General features: G+C 38.3%; 30 protein-coding genes. 26 read left to right on the top strand and 4 right to left on the bottom strand.

Annotation, left to right across the window (positions count from 1 at the left end):
• Nucleotides 1–35: 35 nt before the first annotated feature.
• The 15 genes from rpsH to LQZ75_RS04380 all read left to right on the top strand — a co-directional run bounded on the left by rpsH (nt 36) and on the right by LQZ75_RS04380 (nt 8,378).
• The gene (rpsH, locus tag LQZ75_RS04450; protein ID WP_168722248.1) at nt 36–434 is read left to right on the top strand and encodes a 30S ribosomal protein S8; all 399 of its coding nucleotides are present in this window, start codon (nt 36–38) and stop codon (nt 432–434) included.
• A gap of 33 nt (nt 435–467) precedes the next feature.
• A complete protein-coding gene (rplF, locus tag LQZ75_RS04445; RefSeq protein ID WP_230096644.1) occupies nt 468–1,004 on the top strand; it encodes a 50S ribosomal protein L6 in 537 nt (178 codons plus the stop codon).
• A gap of 52 nt (nt 1,005–1,056) precedes the next feature.
• Nucleotides 1,057–1,413: a 50S ribosomal protein L18 gene (gene rplR / locus LQZ75_RS04440; protein WP_168722246.1), complete on the top strand. Its 357-nt coding sequence runs from the start codon at nt 1,057–1,059 to the stop codon at nt 1,411–1,413.
• A gap of 20 nt (nt 1,414–1,433) precedes the next feature.
• Nucleotides 1,434–1,937 (top strand): 30S ribosomal protein S5, encoded by a 504-nt coding sequence (gene rpsE, locus LQZ75_RS04435; RefSeq protein WP_168722245.1) that lies wholly within the window; start codon nt 1,434–1,436, stop codon nt 1,935–1,937.
• 15 nt (nt 1,938–1,952) lie between these two features.
• Nucleotides 1,953–2,135, top strand: coding sequence for a 50S ribosomal protein L30 (gene rpmD / locus LQZ75_RS04430; protein ID WP_168722244.1), 183 nt, complete (start codon nt 1,953–1,955; stop codon nt 2,133–2,135).
• 36 nt (nt 2,136–2,171) lie between these two features.
• Nucleotides 2,172–2,606 (top strand): 50S ribosomal protein L15, encoded by a 435-nt coding sequence (gene rplO, locus LQZ75_RS04425; protein WP_168722243.1) that lies wholly within the window; start codon nt 2,172–2,174, stop codon nt 2,604–2,606.
• Nucleotides 2,606–3,910, top strand: coding sequence for a preprotein translocase subunit SecY (gene secY / locus LQZ75_RS04420; RefSeq protein ID WP_230096643.1), 1,305 nt, complete (start codon nt 2,606–2,608; stop codon nt 3,908–3,910). Before rplO ends, secY begins: the two co-directional genes overlap by 1 nt.
• 3 nt (nt 3,911–3,913) lie before the next feature.
• Nucleotides 3,914–4,474: an adenylate kinase gene (locus tag LQZ75_RS04415; RefSeq protein ID WP_230096642.1), complete on the top strand. Its 561-nt coding sequence runs from the start codon at nt 3,914–3,916 to the stop codon at nt 4,472–4,474.
• Between the two features lie 148 nt (nt 4,475–4,622).
• Nucleotides 4,623–4,838 carry a translation initiation factor IF-1 gene (gene infA / locus LQZ75_RS04410; RefSeq protein WP_230096641.1) on the top strand — a complete coding sequence of 72 codons (216 nt, stop codon included), beginning with the start codon at nt 4,623–4,625 and terminating at the stop codon, nt 4,836–4,838.
• 28 nt (nt 4,839–4,866) lie between these two features.
• Nucleotides 4,867–4,986: a 50S ribosomal protein L36 gene (rpmJ, locus tag LQZ75_RS04405; RefSeq protein WP_010621648.1), complete on the top strand. Its 120-nt coding sequence runs from the start codon at nt 4,867–4,869 to the stop codon at nt 4,984–4,986.
• A 63-nt stretch (nt 4,987–5,049) separates the two neighbouring features.
• Entirely contained in the window at nt 5,050–5,415 is a 366-nt protein-coding gene (rpsM, locus tag LQZ75_RS04400) for a 30S ribosomal protein S13 (protein WP_168722239.1), read from the top strand.
• A 32-nt stretch (nt 5,416–5,447) separates the two neighbouring features.
• Nucleotides 5,448–5,834 carry a 30S ribosomal protein S11 gene (rpsK, locus tag LQZ75_RS04395; protein ID WP_230096640.1) on the top strand — a complete coding sequence of 129 codons (387 nt, stop codon included), beginning with the start codon at nt 5,448–5,450 and terminating at the stop codon, nt 5,832–5,834.
• A 94-nt stretch (nt 5,835–5,928) separates the two neighbouring features.
• Entirely contained in the window at nt 5,929–6,873 is a 945-nt protein-coding gene (locus tag LQZ75_RS04390) for a DNA-directed RNA polymerase subunit alpha (RefSeq protein ID WP_230096639.1), read from the top strand.
• Between the two features lie 30 nt (nt 6,874–6,903).
• Nucleotides 6,904–7,287 (top strand): 50S ribosomal protein L17, encoded by a 384-nt coding sequence (gene rplQ, locus LQZ75_RS04385; protein WP_168722236.1) that lies wholly within the window; start codon nt 6,904–6,906, stop codon nt 7,285–7,287.
• A 212-nt stretch (nt 7,288–7,499) separates the two neighbouring features.
• Nucleotides 7,500–8,378 carry a sodium:solute symporter gene (locus LQZ75_RS04380; RefSeq protein WP_230096638.1) on the top strand — a complete coding sequence of 293 codons (879 nt, stop codon included), beginning with the start codon at nt 7,500–7,502 and terminating at the stop codon, nt 8,376–8,378.
• Between the two features lie 54 nt (nt 8,379–8,432).
• Here the strand turns inward: LQZ75_RS04380 and LQZ75_RS04375 are convergent, their stop codons facing one another.
• Nucleotides 8,433–9,773 carry an aminotransferase-like domain-containing protein gene (locus LQZ75_RS04375; RefSeq protein ID WP_230096637.1) on the bottom strand — a complete coding sequence of 447 codons (1,341 nt, stop codon included), beginning with the start codon at nt 9,771–9,773 and terminating at the stop codon, nt 8,433–8,435.
• A gap of 100 nt (nt 9,774–9,873) precedes the next feature.
• On the opposite strand from LQZ75_RS04375, the gene LQZ75_RS04370 reads away from it, so the two are divergent.
• From LQZ75_RS04370 to LQZ75_RS04330, 9 genes are all read left to right on the top strand, one after another.
• Nucleotides 9,874–10,734, top strand: coding sequence for an NAD-dependent epimerase/dehydratase family protein (locus LQZ75_RS04370; protein ID WP_230096636.1), 861 nt, complete (start codon nt 9,874–9,876; stop codon nt 10,732–10,734).
• Entirely contained in the window at nt 10,718–10,936 is a 219-nt protein-coding gene (locus LQZ75_RS04365) for a hypothetical protein (RefSeq protein WP_230096635.1), read from the top strand. Before LQZ75_RS04370 ends, LQZ75_RS04365 begins: the two co-directional genes overlap by 17 nt.
• Before the next feature lie 65 nt (nt 10,937–11,001).
• Nucleotides 11,002–11,589 (top strand): DUF1349 domain-containing protein, encoded by a 588-nt coding sequence (locus tag LQZ75_RS04360; RefSeq protein ID WP_230096634.1) that lies wholly within the window; start codon nt 11,002–11,004, stop codon nt 11,587–11,589.
• A gap of 182 nt (nt 11,590–11,771) precedes the next feature.
• A complete protein-coding gene (locus tag LQZ75_RS04355) occupies nt 11,772–12,218 on the top strand; it encodes a hypothetical protein (RefSeq protein ID WP_230096633.1) in 447 nt (148 codons plus the stop codon).
• A gap of 480 nt (nt 12,219–12,698) precedes the next feature.
• Nucleotides 12,699–13,817, top strand: coding sequence for an ABC transporter ATP-binding protein (locus tag LQZ75_RS04350; RefSeq protein ID WP_230096632.1), 1,119 nt, complete (start codon nt 12,699–12,701; stop codon nt 13,815–13,817).
• Nucleotides 13,817–14,749, top strand: a complete 933-nt coding sequence (locus tag LQZ75_RS04345; protein ID WP_230096631.1) for a carbohydrate ABC transporter permease — start codon at nt 13,817–13,819, stop codon at nt 14,747–14,749. Before LQZ75_RS04350 ends, LQZ75_RS04345 begins: the two co-directional genes overlap by 1 nt.
• Nucleotides 14,746–15,567, top strand: a complete 822-nt coding sequence (locus LQZ75_RS04340) for a carbohydrate ABC transporter permease (RefSeq protein WP_230096630.1) — start codon at nt 14,746–14,748, stop codon at nt 15,565–15,567. Before LQZ75_RS04345 ends, LQZ75_RS04340 begins: the two co-directional genes overlap by 4 nt.
• 11 nt (nt 15,568–15,578) lie before the next feature.
• Complete coding sequence (locus tag LQZ75_RS04335) at nt 15,579–16,922, top strand: ABC transporter substrate-binding protein (protein WP_230096629.1); 1,344 nt, start codon at nt 15,579–15,581, stop codon at nt 16,920–16,922.
• A gap of 15 nt (nt 16,923–16,937) precedes the next feature.
• Nucleotides 16,938–17,675 carry a glycerophosphodiester phosphodiesterase gene (locus LQZ75_RS04330; protein WP_230096628.1) on the top strand — a complete coding sequence of 246 codons (738 nt, stop codon included), beginning with the start codon at nt 16,938–16,940 and terminating at the stop codon, nt 17,673–17,675.
• Nucleotides 17,676–17,781: 106 nt separating this feature from the next.
• On the opposite strand, the gene guaA is transcribed toward LQZ75_RS04330, so the two are convergent.
• Both guaA and LQZ75_RS09830 read right to left on the bottom strand, forming a co-directional pair.
• Nucleotides 17,782–19,329, bottom strand: coding sequence for a glutamine-hydrolyzing GMP synthase (guaA, locus tag LQZ75_RS04325; RefSeq protein ID WP_230096627.1), 1,548 nt, complete (start codon nt 19,327–19,329; stop codon nt 17,782–17,784).
• A 32-nt stretch (nt 19,330–19,361) separates the two neighbouring features.
• Nucleotides 19,362–21,425 (bottom strand): IMP dehydrogenase, encoded by a 2,064-nt coding sequence (locus LQZ75_RS09830; protein WP_432443441.1) that lies wholly within the window; start codon nt 21,423–21,425, stop codon nt 19,362–19,364.
• 260 nt (nt 21,426–21,685) lie between these two features.
• Between LQZ75_RS09830 and LQZ75_RS04310 the strand changes: the two genes are divergently transcribed.
• Complete coding sequence (locus LQZ75_RS04310) at nt 21,686–22,660, top strand: beta-ketoacyl-ACP synthase III (protein ID WP_230096626.1); 975 nt, start codon at nt 21,686–21,688, stop codon at nt 22,658–22,660.
• A gap of 112 nt (nt 22,661–22,772) precedes the next feature.
• Entirely contained in the window at nt 22,773–23,435 is a 663-nt protein-coding gene (locus LQZ75_RS04305) for a 2,3-bisphosphoglycerate-dependent phosphoglycerate mutase (protein WP_230096625.1), read from the top strand.
• A gap of 93 nt (nt 23,436–23,528) precedes the next feature.
• On the opposite strand, the gene LQZ75_RS04300 is transcribed toward LQZ75_RS04305, so the two are convergent.
• Nucleotides 23,529–24,512 (bottom strand): polyprenyl synthetase family protein, encoded by a 984-nt coding sequence (locus LQZ75_RS04300; RefSeq protein WP_230096624.1) that lies wholly within the window; start codon nt 24,510–24,512, stop codon nt 23,529–23,531.
• Nucleotides 24,513–24,562 lie beyond the last annotated feature (50 nt).

The following is a 24,562-nucleotide window of genomic DNA, read 5'->3' as shown; positions in this document are numbered from 1 at the left end:
TTAAAAATATTAATGATGAAGGAGGGTAAACATCAATGTCTATGACTGACCCTATTGCAGACTTTTTGACACGTATTCGTAACGCGAACATGGTAAAACATGAAGTTGTCGAAGCTCCTGCCTCAAAGATCAAAAAGGACATTGCGGAAATCTTGAAAAATGAAGGTTTCATTCGCGATGTTGAATACATTGAAGATGACAAGCAAGGCATCATCCGTGTATTCCTTAAATACGGTACTGACAAGCAACGCGTTATCACTGGTTTGAAACGTATTTCAAAGCCAGGTTTGCGTTCATACGTTAAGGCCGATGCTGTGCCAAAGGTGTTGAATGGTTTAGGTATTGCTATCATTTCAACTTCTGAAGGTGTGGTAACAGATAAAGAAGCTCGCGCCAAGAAAATTGGTGGCGAAGTTATCGCTTACGTTTGGTAATATAAAAAATTAAAAAAAAGGAGGTACCTACTCGTGAGTCGTATTGGTAATAAGACTGTTGAAATTCCAGCAGGCGTTGAAGTTAAACAAGATGGTTTCACTGTGACTGTTAAAGGTCCTAAAGGGGAATTAACTCGTACATTCAGTTCAGACATTACTTTGAACATCGAAGGAAACGAAGCAACTTTCACTCGTCCATCAGACGATAACCGTATGAAGGCAATGCACGGTACTACTCGTGCCAACTTTGCTAACATGGTTGAAGGTGTAAACGAAGGTTTCTCAAAGACTTTGAAGCTTGTTGGGGTTGGTTACCGTGCCCAAATGCAAGGTACTAAACTCGTATTGAACGTGGGTTATTCACACCCAGTTGAATTCGAAACTCCCGCTGAGTTGAAAATCGAATCACCTGACACAACTACTGTGATCATTTCAGGTGTTTCAAAACAATCTGTTGGTGACTTAGCCGCAGAAATCCGTTCAGTTCGTGCACCTGAACCTTACAAGGGTAAAGGTATTCGTTACATTGATGAACAAGTTCGTCGTAAGGAAGGTAAGACTGGTAAGTAATTAATTACTTAACTAGTATATCTTTCTAGATTAGAAAATAGAGGTTACTCAAATGATTTCAAAACCAGATAAGAACAAAACTCGCCAACGTCGCCACGGCCGCGTTCGCGCAAAAATCTCTGGTACTGCTGAACGCCCACGCTTGAACATTTTCCGTTCAAACCAAAACATCTACGCTCAAGTGATTGATGACGTAGCGGGTGTGACGTTAGCAAGTGCCTCAACACTTGACAAGGACGTTACTGGCACAACTAAGTCTGAAAAGGCTGCGTTTGTTGGTGCTCAAGTTGCTAAGCGCGCTGTTGCGGCTGGTATCGAAGACGTTGTCTTTGATCGTGGTGGTTACTTATACCACGGCCGTGTACAAGTGCTTGCTGAAGCAGCTCGTGAAAACGGTCTTAAGTTCTAAGGAAAGGAGGAATAAAAAACATGGCATTTATTGATCCAAAAACTCTTGGTGAATTAGAAGAAAACGTGGTTGCTATCAACCGTGTTACCAAAGTTGTTAAAGGTGGACGTCGTCTTCGCTTTGCAGCCCTCGTGGTTGTAGGTGATAAGAACGGTCACGTTGGTTTTGGTACTGGTAAAGCTCAGGAAGTTCCTGAAGCAATCCGTAAGGCAATTGAAGACGCTAAGCGTAACTTGATTGCAGTTCCAACTGTTGCTACAACTATTCCTCACGAAACTCTCGGAATCTGGGGTGGTGGTCGCATCATGATCAAACCAGCCGTTGAAGGTTCTGGGGTTGCTGCCGGTGGTGCTGTTCGTGCCGTTATGGAACTTGCAGGTGTTACCGACGTTACTTCTAAGTCTCTTGGCTCAAGTACTCCAGTTAACGTTGTTCGCGCAACGTTTGAAGCCTTGAAGTCACTTAAGAAGGCTGAAGAAGTTTCTGCTTTACGTGGTGTTTCATTGGAACACCTTGCTGATTAATAGGAGGATTTACACATGGCTAATGTAAAAATTACACTTGTTAAGAGTGCTGCTCACCGTCTTCCTAAGCAACGTGCGATCGTTAAGGCCCTTGGTTTAAACAAGGTTAACTCATCAGTTATTAAGCCTGACAACGAAGCTACTCGTGGAGCTGTATTCTTGATTGCTCACTTGGTTTCTGTTGAAGAAGCTAAGTAATTAAAAAAACTAAAAAAATAAGGAGGTGCCTACCTAATGAAGTTGAACGAATTAAAAGCTGCAGAAGGTTCACGTCAAACACGTAACCGTGTGGGTCGTGGTACTTCTTCTGGTAACGGTAAAACCGCTGGACGTGGTCAAAAGGGTCAAAAGGCTCGTGGCAAGGTTCGTGTTGGTTTTGAAGGGGGTCAAATGCCTCTTTTCCGTCGTATTCCAAAACGTGGTTTTACTAACATTAACCGCAAAGAATACGCAATCGTTAACCTTGACACTTTGAACAAATTCGAAGACGGTGCTGTTGTTACACCAGCATTGTTAGTTGAAGCCGGAATCGTTAAAAACGAAAAATCTGGTATCAAAGTGCTTGGAAATGGCGAATTGGCTAAGAAGTTGACTGTTAAAGCTAACAAGTTCTCAAACTCAGCTGTCGTAGCTATTGAAGCTGCTGGTGGATCTGTAGAGGTACTCTAATGCTAACAACAATCAAGAATGCCATTAAAGTCAAAGACATCCGGAACAAGATGCTCTTCACACTTGGTATTTTGATTATCTACCGGATTGGTGCTTATATCACCGTTCCTGGTATCAATGCCCATGCAATTCAAAATCTTGCAAATTCGGGCTTGGTTGGCATCTTGAATATTTTCAGTGGTGGTGGGTTGACTAATTACTCATTGTTTGCAATGGGGGTCTCACCTTACGTTACTGCACAGATCGTGGTTCAATTACTCCAGATGGACATTGTGCCACGATTTGTGGAATGGTCAAAGCAAGGTGAAGTTGGTCGACGCAAACTTAATCAAGCGACACGATGGTTAACCATTGTGTTGGCGTTTGTTCAGTCAATTGGAGTTACTGCAGGATTTAACTCATTGAGTTCAATGGGTCTTGTTAAAACTCCAAATGTCCAAACATATGTAATGATTGGGCTGATTCTTACCGCTGGAACGATGTTTGCTACCTGGCTTGGTGAAATGATCACTGAGCGAGGACTTGGGAATGGCGTTTCAATGTTGATTTTTGCTGGAATTATTGCACGGATGCCTGCTGGTATCTATCAAATATATAAAGAAGAAGTTGTGCAAGCCCCACAAGGCTCACAATGGCAAGGGTGGTTGTTTATCGTTGCGTTAGCAGTTGCAGTTATTGCAGTTGTTGTGTTTGTTACCTATGTGCAACAAGCAATTCGTAAGATTCCAATGCAATACACTCGACGGTCAACTGGTTCAGGTGATTCGTCTTACTTACCATTGAAGGTTAACGTTTCTGGGGTTATCCCTGTTATCTTCGCTTCTTCATTTGTGGCGACACCACAGACGTTCTTGTTATTTTTCCAAGGTAACTATAGTGATACAACTTGGTTTAAAATTCTACAAAACGTCTTTAGTATGCAAACGACCTCTGGTTCAATCTTGTACACCGTTTTGATTGTATTATTTACATTCTTCTACGCGTTTGTTCAAGTTAATCCAGAAAAGTTAGCAGAAAACTTACAAAAGCAAGGTTCTTACATTGTAGGAATTTGGCCTGGTAAGGAAACTCAGAAATGGGTTTCAAGATTATTGATGCGTTTATCAGTTGTTGGCTCACTATTCTTAGGTTTCATCGCATTGTTGCCATTAATCGCAACTAATGTGTGGGGCTTAAATCAGTCAATCGGACTTGGTGGTACCAGCTTACTTATTGTAGTTGGTGTTGCTATTGAATTGATTCGCCAACTTGATGGCTTGATGATGAAGCGTCAATATGTTGGTTTCATCAGAGAAGGAGAATAAATCATGGCATTGAATTTAGTACTTATGGGCTTGCCTGGTGCAGGTAAAGGTACCCAAGCAGAAAAAATTATCAAGGAATTTGCGATTCCGCACATTTCAACTGGTGATATTTTCCGTGAGGCAATGGCTAATGAAACTGAAATGGGCTTGGAAGCCAAAAAATTCATCGATAAAGGTGAATTGGTTCCCGACGAAGTTACAGTTGGGATTGTTAAGGATCGTTTAGCACAACCAGACACTAAGGATGGTTTTATGCTTGATGGTTTCCCACGGACATTAGTTCAAGCAAATGCTTTGGACGAAATCTTGGCAGAACTTAACAAACCTTTAACAGCAGTGATCAACTTTGATGTTGAACCTGAATTATTAGCTGACCGCTTGCTTGCACGTGGTCGTGCTGATGATACTCCAGCAACGATTAAAAATCGTCTTGAAGTTAACATTAAGATGAACACACCATTGATTGATTTTTACAATGGTAAAGGGCTCCTTCATACTATTGATGGCGCTCGTGACATCGATGTTGTCTTTGCTGACACACAAGAAATTTTAAAATCACTGTAATGCTCGTCAAAATTGCAACTGACTTATTTTAATTATGAGTTTTCATTAGTTAAAGTAACGGGTTCAGCTTAAGGTAATTAAGTAATCTATGATTTAGGTTTTAAAACTCATATAATAATTAAGATAAAACAACAAGGAGGAATTTAGCGTGGCTAGTGATGTTATTGAAATCGAAGGTATTGTTAAAGAAACTTTGCCTAACGCAATGTTCAAAGTAGAACTCGAAAATGGACATGTTATTTTGGCTCACGTTTCTGGTAAAATTCGGAAGAACTTCATCCGTATCTTACCTGGGGACAAGGTGACTGTTGAAATGTCACCATACGATCTTACTAAGGGTCGTATTACTTATCGCTTTAAATAATCAGTTAACCGAATAGGAGGAATAGATTATGAAGGTACGTCCATCAGTTAAGCCTATGTGCGAACACTGTAAAGTGATCAAGCGTAACGGCCGTGTTATGGTTATTTGCTCAGCAAACCCAAAACACAAACAACGTCAAGGTAAGTAATTACCTTAATACACTTTCGAGTGTATAATAAAGCTCTCAAAAAAATATATGGAGGTAAATTTCATGGCTCGTATTGCAGGTATTGACTTGCCACGTGACAAGCGTATTGTCATTGGCTTGACTTACATCTACGGAATCGGTAACACAACTGCTAAGCAAATCTTAGTTGACGCTAAGGTTTCTGAAGACGTTCGTGTACGCGATTTAACTGCTGATCAAGAAGATGCTATCCGTGCCGTTGTTGACGGCATCAAAGTCGAAGGTGACCTTCGTCGTGAAGTATCATTGAACATCAAACAATTGCAAGAAATCGCTTCTTACCGTGGTATCCGTCACCGGAAGGGTCTTCCAGTGCGTGGACAACACACTAAGAACAATGCTCGTACTCGTAAGGGTCCAGCTAAGGCAATTGCTGGTAAGAAGAAGTAATTAATTTTTAAAGAAAAGGAGGATTATATCTCATGGCAGGTCGTACAAACCGCAAGCGTCGTGTAAAGAAGCATATTGAAGCCGGTGTGGCTCACATTCACGCTACTTTTAACAACACGATTGTTATGATTACTGATGTACAAGGTAACGCTGTTGCCTGGTCATCAGCCGGTTCACTTGGTTTCAAGGGTAGCCGTAAGTCAACTCCTTTCGCAGCTCAAATGGCTGCGGAAGCTGCTGCAAAAGGTTCAATGGAAAACGGAATGAAGACTGTTGAAGTAACTGTTAAAGGACCTGGTTCAGGTCGTGAAGCAGCAATTCGTGCTTTAGCAGCTGCCGGTTTAGAAGTAACAGCAATTAAAGATGTTACGCCAGTTCCTCACAATGGATCTCGTCCACCAAAGCGTCGTCGCGTCTAGTCGAGGAAATTCATATTTTGGGAATTAGCTCAATTCTCTTTAGGAATCGAATCAATTATACAACGTACGCGTTTTGAAAGGGGTTACAATAAGCATGATCGAATTTGAAAAGCCTAACATTTACAAGATTGAAGAAGATAGCAACTATGGTAAGTTCGTTGTCGAACCGCTCGAACGCGGTTACGGTACAACATTAGGGAACTCACTTCGTCGCATTTTGTTGTCATCACTTCCAGGTGCTGCAATTAGCTCAGTCCAAATTGATGGTGTTTTGCACGAATTTACCACTGTTGATGGTGTTGTAGAAGACGTTACGCAAATCATTCTTAATTTGAAAAAGGTTTCATTGCGCATCGATAGCGATGAAGACAAAACATTAGAAGTGAATGTTCAAGGTCCAGCGGTAGTTACTGCCGGTGATATCCTTGGCGACGCTGATGTTTCTATTTTGAATCCAGAATTAGCAATTGCAACTGTTGCCGATGGTGCAACATTGCATATGACTCTAACTGCTAACCGTGGCCGTGGTTACTTGTCAGCTGATGACAGTAAAGCACTTCGCGACGATTTGCCAATCGGTGTGTTAGCAATTGATTCAATTTATACCCCAATCGAACGAGTGAACTATCAAGTTGAAAACACCCGTGTTGGTCAACGTGACGATTACGACAAGTTGACATTGGATGTTACTACAGATGGTTCAATCACTCCTAGTGAAGCGATTAGCCTTGCAGCCAAGATTTTAACGGAACACTTGGCGATGTTTGTTGAAATGACAGATACCGCAATGAACGCTGAAATCATGGTTGAAAAGGAAGAAACGCACAAAGAAAAAATGTTAGAAATGACTATTGAAGAATTGGACCTTTCAGTTCGTTCTTACAATTGTTTGAAACGTGCCGGTATTAACACTGTTCAAGAGTTAACCGACAAGTCAGATGCTGACATGATGAAGGTGCGCAATCTTGGTCGTAAATCATTAGAAGAAATTCAACACAAGCTTCAAGAATTAAATTTAGGTTTCCGTAAGGAAGACTAAGAATTTTAAGTAAAAGGAGGGTATCCATTCATGAGTTACCGTAAATTAGGTCGTACTAGCTCACAACGTAAAGCACTTTTACGTGATTTGACTACTAACTTGCTTGTTAATGGTCGTATCGTAACTACTGAAGCTCGCGCTAAAGAAGTTCGCAAGACTGCTGACAAGATGATCACACTTGGTAAGCATGGTGATTTGGCTTCTCGTCGTAAGGCAGCTGCGTTTGTTCGTAACGTTGTTGCTGATGTGAAGGAAGACGGCGATAACATCAAAGTTCAAACTGCTTTGCAAAAGTTATTTGATGAATTGGCACCACATTACGCTGAACGTAATGGTGGTTACACTCGAATTCTTAAGACAGTTCAACGTCGTGGTGACGCCGCGCAAATGGTTGTCTTGGAACTCGTTGACTAATCTCATTGACTCCAATTAAATTCTACTTGTAGATCAAATCAATCTCCATGAATGATGGTATAAAGCGTCATGATGATGGATAGCTTGCTATCTAAGTCTAGCTTGAATGACAGTAATGTCGCACCGCATTCATGCGAGATTTTTTTGTACATATTTTTATGCTTAAGTAAGCAGTAGACACATATATATTATTTTTAGAATGGAATAGGGCTATGGAGCAACGTTTAATGTTACATTTAATTCAAATTATCATCATAATAACGATGATACTGTTTGTTCTGCTGATTATTAAGACAGCTTATACACGTAAAATTAATATTTTTAAATCATTTGGCCTAGGAGCACTAATTGGTTTCATTACTGATTTAGGTGATACTCTAGGAATTGGGTCATTTGCGACAACGACCGGTTTATTTAAAATCACCCATTTTACTGATGATGATGCAAAATTACCAGGTACTTTAAATGCGGTTCATGCTATTCCGGTTATGTTTGAAGCTTTATTATTCATTACGGCAGTTAAAATTGAAATTACAACGTTAATTCCAATGACCTTAGCTGCAATCCTCGGGGCGTATGTTGGACCGCACGTTACACGGAAATGGAATGTCCAAGTTGTGCGCTTAGCACTCGGAATTGCCTTGGTAGTGGCAGCTGCGATCATCGTTTATCGGATGTTTTTCATCCCAACGGTTATTGGTAGTGATACCGCTCATGGGTTACACGGTTGGTTACTACCGTTAGGAATTGTGTTTAATTTTATTATTGGTAATTTAATGACAATTGGGCTTGGAAATTACGCTCCTGAATTAATTTTCTTTACGTTAATTGGAGTTAATCCAACAATTGCTTTTCCCGTCATGATGTTGGATGCAGCGATGATTATGTCAATTTCAGGTCGAGAGTTTATCAAAATGGACCGGGTTCAATGGCGTGGTTTTGCTGGGATTATCATTGGAGGTATTATTGGCGTATTTGTAGCCGTTAAAATTGTTAAGCAATTACCACTTAATGTGTTAAATTGGTTAATTATCTTAATTGCGTTATTAACAGCCGTTAGTTTGTTTAGGCAATATGTAAAAGAACATTAAAAATAAAGGAAGGTCATTAACAGACCTTCCTTTATTTTTGTCTATAAGCTGGTTTCAAGCATCAACGTCGCGGATGATATATATGCCAATTACAGTCCAAAGAGCGGTTAAATTGGATGTAATCGTGGCATAAGGCATATTACGGACGTCAATACTAAAAAGATTTAATGGCCGCTGACCAATATAATTAGTGGTCAACATATTAACTTCCAAATTTTGCTGTTTCAGTAATTCTGTCAGCATTGATGCACTGATTTTAGTAGTATCAAAGTGCAAAACAACTTGGGTTGCCAGATTATTTTTTTTAATGCCATGTTGTTGCAAAAAAGTATTTAGTCGCCGTGCTTTTTGATGATAAGCGGTTGTGATTTGGTGGCGATGGCGGGTGAACATTGAACTCGTTAAATAGATGGCCAATGCGCGCTGCATAAACATATTAGTATCGTAGTCAATCAGTTGTTTTTCGTTAATGAACGAGTCAAATAATTTTTGGGGCATAATGACTGCACCAAGCCGTAAAGCGGGGAAAATTATTTTAGAAAAAGATCGTAAATAGATAACGTGATTGGCATGTGCCTGTTCATAAAGGGTTTTAACCCGTGAATTATTTTCAAAGTCAGCAAAATAATCATCTTCGACAAGATAGACATCGTATTTTTGGGCCAGGTGACATAGTTTGGCCCGCTCGCGGTTGGTATAACTTTGCCCATAAGGAACACTAAATCGTGGAATCGTATAAAAAAATTTAATTGGCTGAGTTTTAAAAATATTTTCTAATTCTTCCCAGTCCAGGCCATTAGTGTCACGAGTAATGGTTAAGTAATCGGTAGTTAAGTTATCCACCAAAGCATTCATTTGATGATAAGTAGGTTGCTCTAATAAAATGGTCTGCTTGTGATTGGGAAAGGGCATCCGCGTTAAAATGTATAACGCTTGTTGAATCCCGGAAGTAATCGTAATTTGACCGGTGTGGGTGAAGAGATGTTGGGTATTAAAGTAATCATTAATCGCGGTAATTAACGGTGGATAACCCGCGGGATTATTAAAGTACGTAAATAAGTGTTCGTGGGAGGTTTGGGTAACTTGATTTAAACACGCCCGAAAATCATTATAGGGAAACAACGTCTCATCGGGCATCGAATTAGCAAATTTAATGGGTTGCTTAATCGCTGGGACGGGTTGTTCAACCCCAGTTAAAACGTAATTTCCACTTTTAGCAACCGCATAAATAATATTTTGGTATTTAAGTTCTTGTAATACATGGCTAACCGTATCTTTATTACATTGAAATTGGGTCGCTAAACTACGAATGGAAGGTAGTTTGGTACCAACTGGCCAAGTGCCGTTGTTAATCATACTTGTGATATAAGCTAAGACGGTCGCGTATTTAGTCATCAGCAATTCCTTTCTGTACCCAGACAGTTAGATAATAAATCCATTGTAGCCCAGTAGAAAGGACTTTAAAATAGTTTTAGACAATAACGGAGGTCAGAACATGCAACGAATTTTTATTACAGGCGCTACAGGATTAATCGGTTTTCAATTAGGTAAAGCATTACTTAAGTTAGGTTATGAAGTGGGAGGATTAACGACTTCAGAGCACGGCGTACAACGCTTAGAAGCTGCCGGAATAACGGCCTTTAAAGGTGATATTTTAGTCTTGGATGATATTAAAGCGGCTTTAGTTACATTTAAACCAACAGTGATTATGCATCAAGTTACAGCGTTAAAGGATGGGAGTTCGGTAGCTAATGCCCATGTGCGCACGATTGGGACCCAAAATTTGGTCCAAGCGGCCCAACTTGTCGGAGTTAAGCAAATTATCGCACAAAGTATTGCCTGGAGTTATGCACCTGGGGATAACTTGGCCACGGAGGAGACTCCGTTAGATATTACGGCACCAGCCCCACGGCAAACGACGGTTAATGGGATTTTAGCACTCGAAGAAGCGGTTAAAACATTACCCTTGTGGACAATTCTACGATATGGCACATTATACGGTCCAGGTACGTGGTACGATCAAGGTAATTTAATTAATCAACAGATGGCAGCGGGGGAATTAACTTTGAGCTTGGGGATAACTTCATTTATCCACATTAATGATGCGGTTCAAGCAGCAATTCAAGCCTTAACCTTACCACAAGGTGTGTATAACATTGTGGATAACCAACCAATGGCAAACGAGACATGGTCACAGCTTTATGCACAAGTTATGCACAGCCCACAAGCCCCAAGCTTTATTCCAGCCCAGCCCTTTGAACGCGGTGTTAGTAATGCTAAATGGCTAGCTAACGGTGGGCAGTTGCAATATCCGACATTTGCTCAAGGAGTGCTTAATCATGAAGCACGTCGTTAAAATAATTATCGGCATCATTAATACCGGCATTTTATCATTGGTTTTTTATTACGTCGCACATCCAGTATTCTTGCCAATCGAATGGGGCGTGTGGTTACGTGCATGGCTAATTGCGTTTAGCTGTATTTTACCTTTAAGCTATTTAACCCCATGGTTAGTCCACAAGTTACTTGTACGTACAGGTTTGTTGAAAGAGCTTTAATTTAGCGTAAGAGTAACCTATAATGGGAGGTGCATAATAGAGAAAGTTCTCAAAGGAGTTAACTCATGGAATTTAATACTCAAGAACTAGTTTGGACGCGGCAACCACAGGCTTTTAATATCGGGGTAGACGAAATTTCAATTACAACGGCACCGCATACCGATTTATGGCAACGGACATATTACGGGTTCCAAAATGATAATGCACCTGTTTTACAAATGACGACGGCTGAACAATATTTTTCTTTTACTGTCAAAACGGAATTTAAGACCCACCAACGCTTTGATCAATGTGGGATTGTCTTGTATTTAGATAGTGATAACTGGTTAAAATCATCAACCGAATACGAAAATGAACAGTTTCAACGGTTGGGTAGTGTAGTTACTAATGATGGTTTTTCTGATTGGGCAACGATAGATGTTTCGACTGAATATCAAGCAATTTGGTATCGATTAAGTCGGCGTGCTAGTGATTTTCGACTTGAGTATTCTTTTGATGGTCAAGAATACCATCAAATGCGCATAGCTCATTTGAATCATGGGGCAGAAGTAATAAGGTTTGGTGTATATGCATGTAGCCCGGAAGATTCGAGCTTTACTGCATATTTTTCTGATATGCATTTAGGACCATGTGTCTGGGAAGCTCATAAATAAATCGTAAATTTTATAAAAAAAGCTCTTAATAGGCGTCAGTACGCAATTTTGTTGTTGTATTTAATAGCTCAAACGTGTTAAAAAGTGGGAAAAGTGCTACGATTATTGGTAACCAATGATTTGCTGTTAATATGCTTTTTATCATATATCCAATTAAACATGACATAGGGGGATTGAGTTAGATGGATGAACTAACGATGAAAAAAATAGGGGCGCGGTTAGATCAACTAGAGCAAAAAATTGAATTTCAAGACCAGGTGACAGCGGATTTAGTTACTCAGATTGAGGCTATGCGATCATTATTAATGAAAATGATTGAAGAACACGGTGGTTCAAGTGAGTTATTATTTGATATTGATTTTAGTATTCTTAAACAAGACTTGGGGGCTGAGGATAAAATCAATATTGGATTATTATTAATGAAAGTTACTAAAGATTGTGCTGCGGGACTACCTGAGCCAAGCTTGAATGAATTTCATTATCAGCTATTACAAGCAATGAAAGTATCAGAGGAACATAAAGATGATTTTTCATTAGAAATTTCCAAACGCTTGTTAGCTGAATGTATTAAAGATAGTCAAGGTGACCAACGGCAAGTAGTTAATGAAGTTTTTTCAAAACAAAAATAAGCCATGTTAGCCTAGTTTGAGATTAATTTACGCGTCAAAAAAGCACTAAACCTTTACAACAAAGGTTTAGTGCTTTTTTGATAATATGAGCTAACAGACAATAGCAATATCTCTGATATTATTACTATCAGTAGTCCACTGTAAACTATGTTATTACATAATTTATTGCACTTTTTTATGGTTATTTTTACGTTCGGTGTTACGTAACGTTAATATCATACGGTGATATCCTTAGTCGGAATGTGTTATAACAATCGCGTTAATTCCTTTAATTATCATTGAATTAATAACGATAAACACAACTACGATAGCGTACTCTAGGATATCGATTCTTAGTTAAATTTTTACAAACATCAATAAAAATGATTATTACATAAGAATTAATTTTACAAAAAGATGTATGATATTTTTACGGATTTTAAGGTTTCCTTTTACAAATAGATGCTATCTTAAGGGTATTAAGAAAAAGGAGATCCAGTAATGCCATCAATTCAATTGAAACATTTATCAAAATCTTATGACAACCACGAAAAGGTTTTATCAGATATCAATTTAACTATTAATGATAAAGAATTTTTCGTGTTAGTTGGTCCTTCAGGGTGTGGGAAAAGTACATTACTACGTATGATTGCAGGTCTTGAAACTGTTCAAGATGGTGATGTTTATATTGGTGATCGGAATGTGAGTCAATTACCCCCACAAGATCACAAAATATCAATGGTGTTTCAAAGTTACGCATTATTTCCCCATTTATCAGTTCGTGAAAATATTTTATTTGGTTTGGAAGACAAAAAAATATCAAAAATAGAGTTAGAAGAAAGATTGAATGAAGCAGTAAAATTAACAAGTTTGGAAAAATATGTTGATCGTAAGCCGAAAAATTTATCAGGTGGACAACGGCAGCGTGTGGCGTTAGCGCGTGCGATTGCAAGTAAACGTAAAGTATGTTTGATGGATGAACCTTTATCAAACTTAGATGCAGAATTACGTGAAAAAATGCGTACACAGATAAAAGAATTACAACGTAATTTAGGTATGACAATCATTTATGTTACGCATGATCAAACAGAAGCAATGACAATGGGTGATCGCATTGCTGTACTAAATGGTGGTGAAATTCAACAAGTAGGGACACCTTTAGAAGTTTACAATAATCCGGTAAATCAATTTGTTGCAGGATTTATTGGGACACCCAAGATGAATTTTTTAGCCCTAACTCGTACAGAAAATGCCCTAATTTCTAATAATTACGACGTGAATATTCCATTAACTGTTTCACAAGCAACCGCTTTAAGTGGACAAAATTCCGTTGACGTGGGAATTAGACCTGAACACTTAAAACTTTCTGAAGTAATAAATTCACAATTAACAGGTACCGTAATTAATGTAGAACAATTAGGGAACGAAACAATTGTGGTGTTTGACTGTTTAGAACATAAAATGATTGCTAAATTAAAAGGCCAACAATTATTTGTATTAGGACAAAAAGTTTATTTTGAAGTAGATTTGATGAATATGCATTTATTTGAACATACGACTCAACGTCGTATTTTGGCTGCATTTGAAGAAGTATCAGTAGCAGAAGGATGTGTCGGATAATGCAAAATAAGCTCATATTAGAACAGAAACAAAGTTCTGCCAAGGTACAAACTAAGTCATTTACTGGAAAGGACTTAAAAGTAGCATTATTGTTCTTATTGCCATCAATTGTATTGTTCAGTTTATTTGTTTTTTATCCAATGCTAAAAACAATTTATACGAGTCTTTTTTTAACTAGTACTGGTTCAAAACTGGTGTCATTTGCGGGTATTGAAAATTATCTGATAGCAATGAAATCAAGTGTTTTTCAAAATGGATTTAAATCAACCATTATTTTTGTATTAGCTACAGTACCGTTAACGGTTATTTTTGGTTTTTTGTTAGCATTTTTAACTAGTGAAAAAATTCGTGGAATGGCTTTTTTTCGGCTTATTTTTTCTTCAACAATGGGAATTTCGGTTGCTGCTTCTTCAATATTTTGGCAATTTATGTTTAATCCGGTAAATGGTTATTTAAATAAAGTAATGTTATTTTTCGGTCAAAAGCCAATTGGATGGTTAACAGATCCTAAATATGCAATTTATGCGGTTGCATTTGCGACTATTTGGATGAATATTGGTTTTATATATATTATTTTTTTAGGTGCAATTCAATCGATTGAAACGTCATTATTTGAAGCGGCTGCCATTCAGGGTGTAAAAAAAACATATTTAATGCGTAAAGTGATTATTCCAATTCTTTCTCCAACATTTTATTTTGTAATTACCGTAAGCATTATTAATTCTTTTCAAGCGTTTGGCCAAATTGATATGTTAACAAAAGGTGGACCAAATAACGCTACCAATACGCTGGTTTATCAAATTTATCAAGATTCATTTATTAATTTGAATAGTGGGCGGGCAAGTGCAGAAGCAGTAATTTTATTTATTATCATAGTAGTTATTACATTAGTTCAAACAAAATTTAGTGAAAGCAAGGTACACTACCAATGATAAAATCGAATAAATTCCAAACTACAATTCTGTATATTATTTTAATCGGGTTGGCAGTAATTTATATTTTACCCATTTTTTCAGGAATTATGATTAGCTTTGTTCCAGGGATTGATTACTTAGGTGGTTCGTTGTTTCCCAAAAGTTTAAATTTTGAAAATTATGTAAAGGCGTTTCAAAATGCTAATGTTCCACGTATGATGATTAATTCGACAATTACATCGTCGTTAATCGTAACTGCGCAGTTAATTGTGAGTAGTTTAGCGGCATACGCATTTGTCTTTTTAAATTTTAAATGGAAAGAGCCACTATTCTTTATATTTTTAATGACAATGATGGTGCCATTTGAAGCAACATTTATTGCTAATTTTCAAACAATTAAAGCAATGCACCTAATTGATTCTTACTTTGGGATTGCTTTGCCATCCTTAGCATCAGCATTTTCAACTTTTTTCTTGCGCCAAACGTTTAAACAAATTCCAAATGAATTAATTGAGGCAAGTAGGGTAAATGGTTTTAATCACTGGAGAGTTTATAAAGATGTAGTGATGCCCATTTCAAAACAAAGTCTCATTACTTTAGCAATCTATCAATTTTTAGGTGCTTGGAATATGTACCTATGGCCATTACTTGTTTCTACAAATAATAATGTTCGAACTGTCCAAATAGGATTACGTCAAATCCAGTCGGAAGAAGCTTTGACGGAATGGGGGGTTGTAATGGCCTCAGCAGTAATTGTGGCATTGCCAACATTAATTATTCTTTACTTAAGTCAAAAACGCTTACAGGAAGGTTTGGCTGAAGGTGCAGTTAAATAGGAGAAAAGCACGTGTCTAAGAAGATTTTCGTAATTTTACTTTCAATACTAGGAATTGCTGCCATTTTTGGAATAGGAATGCAAATGGCAAACGCGAATGCTAATACAAAAACCCAAGATCATCGTCAAGTAATCACTTTCTGGCATGCGATGGGTGGTGCAAATAAAGTTGCATTAGAAAAATTAGTTGCAGAATATAATAAATCACAAACTAAATATGAAATTATTCCAAGTTTTCAGGGAACTTATGCAGAAAATTTAGCGAAATACCAAAGTGTTGCTGGTAGTCCTTCTGCTCCAGATCTTGTACAAGTTCCAGAAGTGGGGACCCAAACAATGATTGATAATAAAAATTATATTCCCGCATATAAATTATTTGAACAAGACGGAGTAACCTTAAACAATATTGAAAAACCAATTTCTGCTTATTATAGTTTAGATGGTAAATTACAATCAATTCCGTTCAATAGTTCAACGCCAGTAATGTTTTACAATAAGGATGTATTAAAATCAGTGGGATATAATTCATTTCCAAAAACGTATGAAGAAATTGCTGATATTGGTCGTAAATTAAAGGAAAAAGGTTCAAAAACAAAATCATTTAGTCTCCAAGTATATGGTTGGTTATTTGAAGAATTAATTGCTAATCAAGGGAATTTTTTGATGAATAACGATAACGGGAAAACCGGTGTACCGACTAAAGTCTCGTTTAATAATGCTGATACTCGTTATATGTTAACATGGGTGCAAAACATGCTTAAAGATGGGACAGCAGTTAACTATTCAACAAATGAAAACGATCTTACTGCTGGTTTCTTAAAACAAGATGTGGCGATGATTTTTGCTTCATCATCGTCAGCAAATCAAATTTTCAAAACAGCAAAATTTAACGTAGGAATTGGCTATTTACCAATTCCTGAGAAAAAACAAACGCGTACAGGAGTTGCTATTGGTGGTGCAAGTGTCTGGATTACGAAAGGAAAATCTAAATCTGAAACAAATGGGGCGTGGGATTTCATGAAATTTATGTTAAAACCAGCGAGCCAAGCTAAATGGTCTTTAGCAACGGGTTACTTTCCAGTAAATAAGCTAGCATATAACGAAGACTTGATGAAAAAAGCATATGCAAAAAATCCAGAATTACAGCAAGCGGCTAATCAATTGCACGATACAAAAAATGTTCCGCAAACACAAGGGGTACTAACAAATGTAATTACGGAATCTCGATCAATTGAAGAAGCTGGAATGGATAGTATCTTCAACGGGGCTAATGTTACGAAAACTTTAGATAAAGTTTCTACTGACGTAAATAATGCATTATTACAATCAAATCGTTCAAATGGGAAACTACAATAGGAAAGAGGGGCTAGCATGACCAAAATTTTTGCGCATCGTGGCAGTAAAGGGACGCATCCAGAAAATACATTATCAGCTTTTCGAGAAGCAGTTCGGGTAGGAAGTGATGGTATAGAATTGGATGTACAGTTATCAAAGGATGGTCAGTTGGTAGTCATACATGATGAAACAATTAATCGCACAACCGATGGTACAGGTACTGTTGGGGATATGACTGTTAAGGAATTACAGGAATACGATGCCGGTAGTTGGTTTTCAATGGAATATGCAACTGAAAAAATTCCAACTTTTACAGAAGTTCTAGACTTATTAACCGAGATTGGGTTTACAGGAACTTTAAATATTGAACTTAAAACAGACCAATATGATTATCCTGGAATTGAGCAAAAACTAGTTAAGTTAATTCAAAAACAACAACCAGTATTTGAAGTAATCTATTCTAGCTTTAATCCTTTGACCTTGGAACGACTGGGCGAAATTGACCCTCAAACTAAGAAAGCTTGGATCATGGTGGGAGATAAATTCACCATATTATTTTCAAAATATTTATTATTAATTGATAGTATTCATCCATCTTTTACTTGGTTTTCGAAGATGGAAAAAGAACTTATTGATTACCCTAAATACATTCGTCCTTGGACCGTCAACGAAGAAAGTGCAATGATACTTTGCTTTAAGCGTAATGTAGATGCCTTCCATACAGATTATCCAGCACAAGCTATTCAATGCCGTAACAAATTAGCTGATAATTAGTCCAACATACTAAAAAACGCCACACAGTTATTAGCTGTGTGGCGTTTTTATATGCTAGTTAAGCAGATACCGCTATAAATTGATAGGACTAAAATTGCAAAGCAACTTATTCCCATTCAATAGTTGCAGGTGGCTTACTTGTAATATCGTAGACTACGCGGTTAACGTGATCAACTTCATTTACAATACGAATTGAGATGTCTTCAAGGACTTCCCATGGAATTTTTGCAAATGAAGCAGTCATTCCATCAATAGAAGTTACCCCACGTAAGGCAATTGTATAATCGTAAGTCCGACCATCACCCATGACCCCAACTGAACGAATACCAGTAAGTACGGTGAAGTATTGCCAGATTTCACTTTCAAGACCGTGAGCGGCAATTTCTTCACGTAAGATAGCATCAGTATCACGGACGATTTCTAATTTATCTTCAGTGATTTCACCAAGAACCCGGATACCAAGACCAGGACCTGGGAATGGTTGACGCCATACAAGGTGATGTGGAATATCAAGTTTTTCACCGATAGCACGAACTTCATCTTTGAAGAGTGTTTTCATTGGTTCAATTAACTTGAATGTCATTTCTTTTGGAAGACCACCAACATTATGGTGTGACTTAATAGTTTGGGCGGTATCAGTACCTGATTCAATGATATCAGTGTAAAGCGTACCTTGGGCTAAGAAATCAACGTCTTCGAGTTTAAAGGCTTCATCGTTGAAGACTTCAACGAATTCACGACCAATAATTTTACGTTTTTGTTCAGGATCAGTAACACCAGCTAACTTATCAAGGAATCGTTTTTGGGCATCGACTTTGATGATGTTTAAGCCAAAACCAGTTCCAAGATCGGCCATAACTTGTTCAGCTTCACCCTTACGGAGTAAACCGTGATCAACAAAGATACAAGTTAATTGGTCACCAATTGCTTTTTGTAGTAAGACCCCAACAACAGATGAGTCAACTCCACCAGAAAGACCAAGAAGGACTTTCTTATCACCAACAGTTTCACGGATTTCAGCAATTGTTTCGTCAATGAAGTCATCCATTGACCAGTTAGCAGTTGCACCAGCGATGTTGAATACAAAGTTTTTAAGAATGTCATTACCGAAAACTGAATGACGTACTTCAGGGTGGAATTGGATTCCAAAGAAGTTCTTGTCTAAGTTTTGGATAGCAGCAAATGGTGTATTAGCTGAAACAGCAACTGGTTCGAAACCATCAGGTAAAGAAGTTACCTTGTCACCGTGACTCATTAATACCACTTGTTCTTCAGGTGTGTTCGCAAACAATGGTGTAGTTGGTACAGTAATGTTAATATCAGTAACACCATATTCTTGGTCTTTTGCACCAAGAACTTCACCACCAGGGAGGTCGTGGGCCATCAATTGCATTCCGTAACAAATTCCAAGAATTGGTAAACCTAATTCCCAGATAGCAGGATCAATCTTGAAGGCATCATCAGCATAAACTGAGTTAGGGCCACCAGAGAAGATGATTGCTTTAGGGTTAATTGCCTTAATCTCATCGGCAGTAAGTTTGTGTGATTTTAATTCAGAGAAAACACCGAATTCACGAATACGGCGAGTAATCAATTGGTTGTATTGACTACCAAAATCAAGCACGAGAATTTTGTCGAATTCTTTATTGGCCATTACTATGGACTCCTTAAATATTTTAAATCAAATTACTTAGAGTAATTAGGTGCTGACTTAGTAATTGTAACATCATGTGGATGAGATTCAATCAAACCAGCAGTTGTAATTTGAACAAAGGCTGCTTTTTGAATCAATTCAGCTGGTGTAGCAGCACCGGTATAACCCATTCCTGAGCGTAAACCACCGAGCATTTGGAAAATAACATCCGCAGCAGAACCATTGTAACTTGTGTGTTCTTCGTAACCAGCAAGAATATTTTCATTACCAGTAACAACAACATCACCTTGAACAGCTTCGTCAGTTCCAGCAAGCATTGAGTCAAGCATAACTGCATTGGCACCAGCTGAAAGAGCTTTAACAATATCACCAGAGTATTTGATATCACCATGAGCGATTACAAAAGCACCATGAGCTTCCGCAACTTTAGCTGTGGCCAAAATTGTTGAAAGTTCAGTGTGGTCAGCAGTTTTAGCAATTAAAGTTGTGGCTCCTGCTTGGAGTAACGCTTCCGCAGCATCAGCAGAAGTTACATCATCAGCAAATAATACTAATGAAGGGAATGCAGCGTGTAATTCAGCAATAACTGCAGGAGTAGCATTGTTAACAACAACTGCATCGACCTTGGCAGCTACTAATTTTTCAACACGTGCAGTTAATTCATCATCAATGTTGACGGCAGCGGCAACAACTAAGTGACCTTGGTCACCTTGAACGTCAGTTGCGGCATTTGGTGTTGAAATAGTACTAATTGAAACTGACTTAACTAAACCAACTTCTTTAGCTTGGGCGTCAATGCTTAATTTAGCAGAAATAACACCAAGTCCACCTTGTTGTGCAAGCACAGTTGCTAAAGTTGCATCAGTGATTGTTTGATCTGAAATAACCGGAATGTTTAAAGTTAACATTGGGGCGATTTTTGAAGCTAATGAAACACTGTTTGGCAACACGTTTGAAGCGGCTGGTTGTAAGAGTACGTTTTCGTATGAAAGGTGTCGGTCAGCATTAGCAGGGAATGGATTAGCAACTTTAGCCGCTACATCATCGTTAATTAGCGTAGTAAGGCTAGCTAATTTAAGACCATTCATGTTGGCTTTTAAGCCATCAATCATTTTGCCAATGACATCAAGGGCTGTTCCTTTATAAGCAGTCCGACCTTCAATACCTTCGGGAACAAGCTTGTTAGCTTCGTTAACGCCCCCTTGGAAGTAACGGTCAGATGAACCACGTTGCATGGCACCAATTGAACCCATACCACGGTATGATTTGTATTTTTTACCATCTTCGGCAACGAATACTTCACCTGGTGCTTCATCAGTCCCAGCAAGCATTGAACCGACCATAACAGCATTACCACCAGCTACTAAGGCTTTAGTAATGTCATCGGCACTCTTTAAACCACCATCGGCGATAATTGCTTTACCAAATTCCTTGGCAACAACCGCAGCGTCATGAATGGCTGTAAATTGTGGTACACCAACCCCAGCAACAACTCGGGTAGTACAGATTGAACCAGGACCGATACCTACTTTAACAACATCAACACCGGCTTCAAATAAAGCACGTGTTCCACTAGCAGTAGCTACGTTTCCGGCAATCAAAGTGTTATTTGGGAAATCGGCACGAATTTCGGCAATTTTACGAAGAACTCCGGCTGAGTGACCGTGAGCAGTATCGATAATAATCGCATCAGCACCAGCATTGAATAATGCACTAGCGCGTTCGAATGTATCAGAGGTAACTCCAACTGCGGCGGCAACGAGAAGGCGACCTTGTTCATCAAGGGCAGCCATCGGGTTTGATTTGGTATCAATTGTTAAAGCTTTAACTTTAGCAACTTCGTTAGCTTGATCAGCAATACTCAAGTTTTTGTGAATCACTCCAAGACCACCGGCACTAGCAAGTGCTGCAGCCATATTGGCTTCAGTGACTGTATCCATGCTGGCACTTAAAACAGGGATGTTTAAGTGTAAGTTATCTGCAATTGTTGTTTGCAAATTAATAGCAGTATCGGTATTTTCGCTAGGTTCAGCTAAAAGCGCGATATCATCGAAGGTGAAACCTTGTTTTGAGAATTTTTCGTCCCAGTTAGACATGAATTTTAACCTCTTTTCAAATTTTGATTGTTCTTAATTTACCAGTGAAATCTTTAAAAGTCAAACTTATCTAGTGGATTATTAAAAAAAAACGAACTATCTCTCATGGTAGCACATAATAAAGGAAAATGAATCTTAAAAAAACAGGTGAAAAAGATTTTTTTTGATTATTTAACCTATTTTAAGCTAAAATGGACTGATAAACTTTAATAGGAATTATATTAAAAATATAATTAAGAGAATAATAAAGAGGTAATAAAATGAGTGATGGGGTCAAGATTATTGCAGCGGGGCATTATGTACCAGCCAGTGTTGTGGATAATAATCAGTTAGCCACAATCATGGACACCAATGATCCTTGGATTCAAAGTCATACCGGGATTAAAACACGGCATTTTTCCTTGGCTGGTGAAAATACATCGGATTTAGCAACTAAAGCAGCACAACAAGCGTTAGATAATGCTAAATATGCTGCAGAAGATATCGATTTGATTATTGTAAGTACCATTACCCCAGATGCGCAAACACCAGCAACGGCTGCAATTGTGCAAAAGAAATTAGGTGCAGTAAATGCGTGGGGCTATGACATTAGTACGGCATGTGCGGGGTTTGTTTTTGCGTTAAGTACCGCGGAAAAATTTCTTAAATCAGGGACGTATAAAAGTGCACTAGTAATTAGTGCTGAAGTTAATACCAAAATGATGGACTTTACTGACCGAACAACGGCCGTATTTTTTGGTGATGGCGCTGGGGCTGCATTATTAGTTGCTGATGGTGATAATTCAGTTATTCGCGCAGAAAAGTTGCAAACAATGGGGGATGCTGAAACAATTCACTCAGGTCGAGTTATGCCAATTACAGAAATTAGTAGTAATAATTATCCTGAAACGGACGCGTTTTTTCAAAATGGCCGGGCAGTATTTGAATTTGCGACGACAAAAGTGCCAACGCAAATTACGACGTTATTAACGAACAATGGCTTAACTGGGGATGATATTGATTTTTATATTATGCATCAAGCCAATTTACGCATTATTGAAGCAATTGCTGCTAAATTGGAGCAACCAATAAGTAAGTTTTGCGAAAATGTTTCATATTACGGTAATACCTCATCAGCTGGAATTGCTATGGCTTTTGCGGAATTAATGAATACCCAAGATTTAACTGGCAAGCGGTTATTATTAGCTGGTTTTGGGGCTGGTTTGAGTTATGGAAGCGTCATTCTTGAATTTTAAGTAGTAATTAAGTAAAGCTACTTGCAGTTTATTAAAAATAAGCTATCATTGGTGAAAAAGGTAACAAGTATTATTAAGTTATTTAACAAGACGGTGATTGTGAGGAACTGAGATGGTTGATTTATATATTATGCGCCATGGTCAAAGTACAGCTAATCGAGATAATATTTTTACGGGTTGGAGTGATGTTGCTTTGACGGAACAAGGTATCGCCCAAGCTAAAATAGCGGGGCAGAAATTGGCGCAAGCGAATGTTCAATTTACGCAAGTACATACATCCTATTTACGCCGAGCAATTCAAACGGCTAATATCGTGCTTGAACAAATAGATCAGTTGTACTTACCCATGCGTAAGTCTTGGCGTTTAAATGAACGGCATTATGGTGCATTACGGGGAATGAATAAAGATACTGCTAAAGAACAGTTTGGGGCATGGCAAGTACAACAATGGCGGCGTTCATATGTCGCCGTGCCACCATTACTAAGTCGCCCAGAGCCTAAACGGCAATATCCATTGGGGCTCGAACCACGTGGTGAAAGCCTCGAGATGGCCTCAGTGCGATTATTACCTTACTGGCAAGATGTGATTGCCCCAGGATTGCGCCAAGGCCAGAATCAATTGATTGTTGCTCATGGTAGTACTTTGCGGGCATTGATAAAATATCTAGAGCAAATTGATGATGCAGATATTATGCAAGTTGAAGTTGACAATGGTAGTCCGATTCATTATCAGCTAGATCAACAATTACACATCATAAAAAAAGAATTCATTTAAGAATCCGGTGTTAAAAGCAACTACTAAGATAGTGGGTAATAAAGCTAAAAATAAAAAGGCTTTGGGATATGATATTCCGAAGCCTTTTTGATATTAATTTTTACGTTTTAATAATTGGGTCGTCAATTGCAATAAAATTTTCTTAGCAGGTTTATCTGGTAGATTTTCAATATCAGCAATTGCCTTGCGTGTGTATTCTTTGGCGAGTTCTTTAGCTGGTGTTAACCCATAGTTTTTAACTAAACGATCTAAAACTATGGCTTCTGCATCGCTAATTTCAGTCCGCTTTTGTAAAATCGGTAAGATTTCAGCTTTGTGCGTGGCCATTGTGAAGATAAGTGGCGCTGAGTAGACGCCTTGACGTAAATCTTCAAGTGTCGGTTTACCAATGGCTTTACTTGATTCTTCATAATCAAGGATATCATCTAAGATTTGAAAAGCCATCCCAATGTTACGCCCAATTTTATCAGCATTGGCAAGAAAATCAGCGGGGGCATTTTCTTTGTTTGCACCAATGGTAGTTGCTAAAGCAAATAATTCAGCAGTCTTACCATCGATTTGTTTTAAGTACCGTTCGATAGTCATTTCAAAATCGTAACGGGCATCTTTTTGATTTAATTCCCCAGCTAATAAATTATCAAGATATTGCGTATCGCGTTGGATTGCAGATAAATCCAGGTGATTTTTACTCAATAAGCGGAAAACAACGACGAACAAATAATCCCCAGCATAGACAGCAACATCTTTGCCGAATTGTTGTTGTATTGAAGGTAAGTGTCGACGTGTTGGCGCATCATCAATAATGTCGTCGTGGATTAACGATGCGGCATGAAGCGTTTCGATTGCTGCGGCTAATCCAAGAATTCGTTGATGATCAATCTCATAAAAAGATGCCATTAATAGTGTATAGGCAGGTCGCAGCATTTTTCCGCCATTTTCAATCATTTTAACAATGGCTTTTTTAACATCAGACTCATCAAGATTAATATTTTGTTCAATTAGCTCAACAACCGCTCCAAGATCCTTTTTTAAGGATGGATATTTAATCCAAAGCGGGTGAAGTTGCGTGTGCGCCATAAAGCTTCCCCTTCTAAATCAAAATTTAAGCCGTATACTTATGTTAGTCA

The sequence above is a fragment of the Periweissella fabaria genome, from assembly GCF_918814575.1.
GTDB lineage: Bacteria > Bacillota > Bacilli > Lactobacillales > Lactobacillaceae > Periweissella > Periweissella fabaria.
Note: the sequence above shows the minus strand (reverse complement) of the source record. Positions and strands in the feature narration are given on the sequence as shown.

Excerpts from the sequence above, each read along its gene's own strand:
- rpsH (WP_168722248.1), top strand. The coding sequence starts at position 36 with ATGTCTATGACTGACCCTATTGCAGACTTTTTGACACGTATTCGTAAC.
- rplR (WP_168722246.1), top strand. The coding sequence starts at position 1,057 with ATGATTTCAAAACCAGATAAGAACAAAACTCGCCAACGTCGCCACGGC.
- rpsE (WP_168722245.1), top strand. The coding sequence starts at position 1,434 with ATGGCATTTATTGATCCAAAAACTCTTGGTGAATTAGAAGAAAACGTG.
- rpmD (WP_168722244.1), top strand. The coding sequence starts at position 1,953 with ATGGCTAATGTAAAAATTACACTTGTTAAGAGTGCTGCTCACCGTCTT.
- rplO (WP_168722243.1), top strand. The coding sequence starts at position 2,172 with ATGAAGTTGAACGAATTAAAAGCTGCAGAAGGTTCACGTCAAACACGT.
- secY (WP_230096643.1), top strand. The coding sequence starts at position 2,606 with ATGCTAACAACAATCAAGAATGCCATTAAAGTCAAAGACATCCGGAAC.
- LQZ75_RS04415 (WP_230096642.1), top strand. The coding sequence starts at position 3,914 with ATGGCATTGAATTTAGTACTTATGGGCTTGCCTGGTGCAGGTAAAGGT.
- rpmJ (WP_010621648.1), top strand. The coding sequence starts at position 4,867 with ATGAAGGTACGTCCATCAGTTAAGCCTATGTGCGAACACTGTAAAGTG.
- rpsM (WP_168722239.1), top strand. The coding sequence starts at position 5,050 with ATGGCTCGTATTGCAGGTATTGACTTGCCACGTGACAAGCGTATTGTC.
- rpsK (WP_230096640.1), top strand. The coding sequence starts at position 5,448 with ATGGCAGGTCGTACAAACCGCAAGCGTCGTGTAAAGAAGCATATTGAA.
- LQZ75_RS04390 (WP_230096639.1), top strand. The coding sequence starts at position 5,929 with ATGATCGAATTTGAAAAGCCTAACATTTACAAGATTGAAGAAGATAGC.
- rplQ (WP_168722236.1), top strand. The coding sequence starts at position 6,904 with ATGAGTTACCGTAAATTAGGTCGTACTAGCTCACAACGTAAAGCACTT.
- LQZ75_RS04380 (WP_230096638.1), top strand. The coding sequence starts at position 7,500 with ATGGAGCAACGTTTAATGTTACATTTAATTCAAATTATCATCATAATA.
- LQZ75_RS04375 (WP_230096637.1), bottom strand. The coding sequence starts at position 9,773 with ATGACTAAATACGCGACCGTCTTAGCTTATATCACAAGTATGATTAAC.
- LQZ75_RS04370 (WP_230096636.1), top strand. The coding sequence starts at position 9,874 with ATGCAACGAATTTTTATTACAGGCGCTACAGGATTAATCGGTTTTCAA.
- LQZ75_RS04365 (WP_230096635.1), top strand. The coding sequence starts at position 10,718 with ATGAAGCACGTCGTTAAAATAATTATCGGCATCATTAATACCGGCATT.
- LQZ75_RS04360 (WP_230096634.1), top strand. The coding sequence starts at position 11,002 with ATGGAATTTAATACTCAAGAACTAGTTTGGACGCGGCAACCACAGGCT.
- LQZ75_RS04355 (WP_230096633.1), top strand. The coding sequence starts at position 11,772 with ATGGATGAACTAACGATGAAAAAAATAGGGGCGCGGTTAGATCAACTA.
- LQZ75_RS04350 (WP_230096632.1), top strand. The coding sequence starts at position 12,699 with ATGCCATCAATTCAATTGAAACATTTATCAAAATCTTATGACAACCAC.
- LQZ75_RS04345 (WP_230096631.1), top strand. The coding sequence starts at position 13,817 with ATGCAAAATAAGCTCATATTAGAACAGAAACAAAGTTCTGCCAAGGTA.
- LQZ75_RS04340 (WP_230096630.1), top strand. The coding sequence starts at position 14,746 with ATGATAAAATCGAATAAATTCCAAACTACAATTCTGTATATTATTTTA.
- LQZ75_RS04330 (WP_230096628.1), top strand. The coding sequence starts at position 16,938 with ATGACCAAAATTTTTGCGCATCGTGGCAGTAAAGGGACGCATCCAGAA.
- guaA (WP_230096627.1), bottom strand. The coding sequence starts at position 19,329 with ATGGCCAATAAAGAATTCGACAAAATTCTCGTGCTTGATTTTGGTAGT.
- LQZ75_RS09830 (WP_432443441.1), bottom strand. The coding sequence starts at position 21,425 with ATGTCTAACTGGGACGAAAAATTCTCAAAACAAGGTTTCACCTTCGAT.
- LQZ75_RS04310 (WP_230096626.1), top strand. The coding sequence starts at position 21,686 with ATGAGTGATGGGGTCAAGATTATTGCAGCGGGGCATTATGTACCAGCC.
- LQZ75_RS04305 (WP_230096625.1), top strand. The coding sequence starts at position 22,773 with ATGGTTGATTTATATATTATGCGCCATGGTCAAAGTACAGCTAATCGA.
- LQZ75_RS04300 (WP_230096624.1), bottom strand. The coding sequence starts at position 24,512 with ATGGCGCACACGCAACTTCACCCGCTTTGGATTAAATATCCATCCTTA.